This window comes from Candidatus Nitrosotalea sp. FS (assembly GCF_011319475.1).
Classification (GTDB): domain Archaea; phylum Thermoproteota; class Nitrososphaeria; order Nitrososphaerales; family Nitrosopumilaceae; genus Nitrosotalea.
This window is the reverse complement of record NZ_RCMC01000078.1, coordinates 1-2178: the sequence shown is the minus strand read 5'-3', so window position 1 is coordinate 2178 and position 2178 is coordinate 1. Positions and strand designations below refer to the sequence as shown.

General features: G+C 39.3%; 5 protein-coding genes. 2 read left to right on the top strand and 3 right to left on the bottom strand.

The features are described from left to right. Nucleotides 1-216: SDR family oxidoreductase (locus tag DYY66_RS03165; RefSeq protein ID WP_166286151.1), on the bottom strand; the 216-nt coding region annotated here is incomplete at its 3' end. Nucleotides 217-322: 106 nt separating this feature from the next. Here DYY66_RS03165 and DYY66_RS03160 point away from each other — a divergent pair. After that, on the top strand, nt 323-547 hold the full coding sequence (locus DYY66_RS03160) for an AN1-type zinc finger domain-containing protein (protein ID WP_166286149.1): 225 nt from the start codon (nt 323-325) through the stop codon (nt 545-547). Here the strand turns inward: DYY66_RS03160 and DYY66_RS03155 are convergent. Beyond that, entirely contained in the window at nt 544-816 is a 273-nt protein-coding gene (locus tag DYY66_RS03155; RefSeq protein ID WP_166286147.1) for a hypothetical protein, read from the bottom strand. The two genes, DYY66_RS03160 and DYY66_RS03155, sit on opposite strands and share 4 nt — an antisense overlap. Before the next feature lie 29 nt (nt 817-845). Further along, complete coding sequence (locus DYY66_RS03150; protein WP_166286145.1) at nt 846-1403, bottom strand: DNA replication complex GINS family protein; 558 nt, start codon at nt 1401-1403, stop codon at nt 846-848. A gap of 59 nt (nt 1404-1462) precedes the next feature. On the opposite strand from DYY66_RS03150, the gene DYY66_RS03145 reads away from it, so the two are divergent. After that, a partial coding sequence (locus DYY66_RS03145) for a glutamine synthetase beta-grasp domain-containing protein (RefSeq protein WP_178085575.1) occupies nt 1463-2178 on the top strand: 716 nt, incomplete at its 3' end.

The window sequence follows — 2178 nt, the reverse complement described above, 5'->3', positions numbered from 1 at the left end:
AATCAAATTTTCACAGTCACTGCGCTTTGTTACATCACACGACACCGTGATACATTCTCCACCAATTTTTTCAATATCTTTTTTGAGTTGCTCTAACTTGTCAACTCGTCTTGCACCAACTGCAACCTTTGCGCCTGCTTTTGCTATTGCAAGAGCAGTTGCATATCCTATTCCGCTGCTAGCGCCTGTTACTACAACTACTTGGTCTTTTATCATACTGAAAACTATTTTTCATCACGCTCTCTTGTGTAAATAAGTTTTTGTTAATCAAAAGTAGTTTTCCTCACTAACACTAATTTAGGATCACAGTTGATTAGGAATTATGGAACAATTTGACTGTGCATATTGTGGAGAAACACAGGACTTGCCTTTTGAGTGCAGTTACTGCAATGACAAGTTTTGTGCAGAACACAGGTTGCCTGAATCACATCGATGTGTCAAGCTATTCCAGATAAGATCAAAGAAATTCGGAGAAAAAAAGATCCAAAGAACAAAGGGAATAGGAAGACAGAGTTTCATCAAGAGAATTTTTGGCAAGTTTGGTTAGTACAGTGCTTTTTGCGGATCAAGTTTTGAGCGCTTTGCCTGGTAAAACAATGCAATTGCAAGTGCTAATAACACACCAGCCGTGAGCCAGTGAGCAACTTGCATTGCAATATATGCAATGCCAAATCCCACACACATTACGGCTTGGGTCAAGAGTTTTACCCAGTTTGCAATCTTGGCCAGCCTGGAAATCATTTCTATTACAAACAGGCCTGCAACTGGATACAGTATGATCTCAAAGTAGACGTCTAGATCTATTCCGTTATGCATACAATCTCACCGTATCCGTTGTCTAATTTCTAGTCTTCCCAGCTTACCTTTACTGCTACTTTCTTTCCAATAAGTGAGCGTGCATTCTCAAAGGGAAGCGTGGCAACATCTTCTGCCTCAAATGGTCCATATGACTGGAGGTCTGTGCCCATTATCTGATCGATTGGCTTGAGAAATCTCACAGCAATTGATCTGGCTCGGTGGTTTTCTCCAACAGTTTCTAAAAGTTTTAGTCTTCCATTAAATGTTGCAGAAAGAATAGTTTCTTTTCTTTGTCGTAGTTCATCCTCAGAATCTAAAATGAATCTCTCTTCGTCAAGAAGATTCGTATAGTCAATTTCATCTAATGATGTTGCCTTTTCAATTCTAGTCTTCAAAAGAATCGAAGTCATCTCAGTTATCATTTTTACAAGTGATTCTGTAATCTTTGATTCTACTCCATCATAATCATGATTCTTTATGTTGCCAAGAAATTCTGCAATGTTGCGATACAAGTTAGGGTCTACCTCTTGAACCGTATCGTTTTCTACTTCGCGAAGAAGAATGGCATACAATGTGTTTACATCAATTTTTTTTGTTTCTGACATTTCCATATCCAACAATACTTAAATCATAGACCCCTTTGTGTTATGATCAAGGTGCAAAATTGCCATATAAAGTGATTGGTGGAGAACCAGTACCCGTTTCTTATTCTGCAGAAGATGTTTTCTCAAAAATAAAGCACGATCAGATAAAATTTATCGATTTACAATTTACCGGTCTTAGGGGAAGATTCCATCACACCACAATTTCTGCAAATCTGTTTACCCCACAACAGATGCAAGATGGACTTCCAAAACTTGATGGTTCCTCAATTGTAGGATTTGCATCAATCGAAGATTCTGACATGGTCTTAAAACCAGACCCAAGCACCTTTGCCATCATACCCTGGATGGCAAATGCAAAGACTGCCAGATTGATTTGTGATGTATACTGGGGAAAGGACAAGGGCAGGCTGGAATCAGACCCAAGAGGAATTGCACAAAAGGCTGAAAAATATCTCAAGACTCAAGGATTTGACAATAGTTACTGGGGTCCAGAGGTAGAATTCTTTGTATTTGACAAGATTACGTGGGATGTTCTCACTCCTTACAAGGGCCAGTCATATTCGATAGAATCCAAGGAAGCCCCATGGAACCAAGAAGGCAAGGGCTATCCAATGGCGCTAAAGAAAGGATACTATCCAAGCACACCGGCTGACACCTTGACTGAATTTAGAAACGATTGTGTTGAATGTTTGAATGAATATTTTGGTATACTGTGTGACAATCACCACCACGAAGTTGCTACTGCAGGTCAATGTGAAATTGATATCAGATATGA

What these genes read in the sequence shown, in the direction of transcription:
- DYY66_RS03160 (WP_166286149.1), top strand. Translation starts at nt 323, where the DNA reads ATGGAACAATTTGACTGTGCATATTGTGGAGAAACACAGGACTTGCCT.
- DYY66_RS03155 (WP_166286147.1), bottom strand. Translation starts at nt 816, where the DNA reads ATGCATAACGGAATAGATCTAGACGTCTACTTTGAGATCATACTGTAT.
- DYY66_RS03150 (WP_166286145.1), bottom strand. Translation starts at nt 1,403, where the DNA reads ATGTCAGAAACAAAAAAAATTGATGTAAACACATTGTATGCCATTCTT.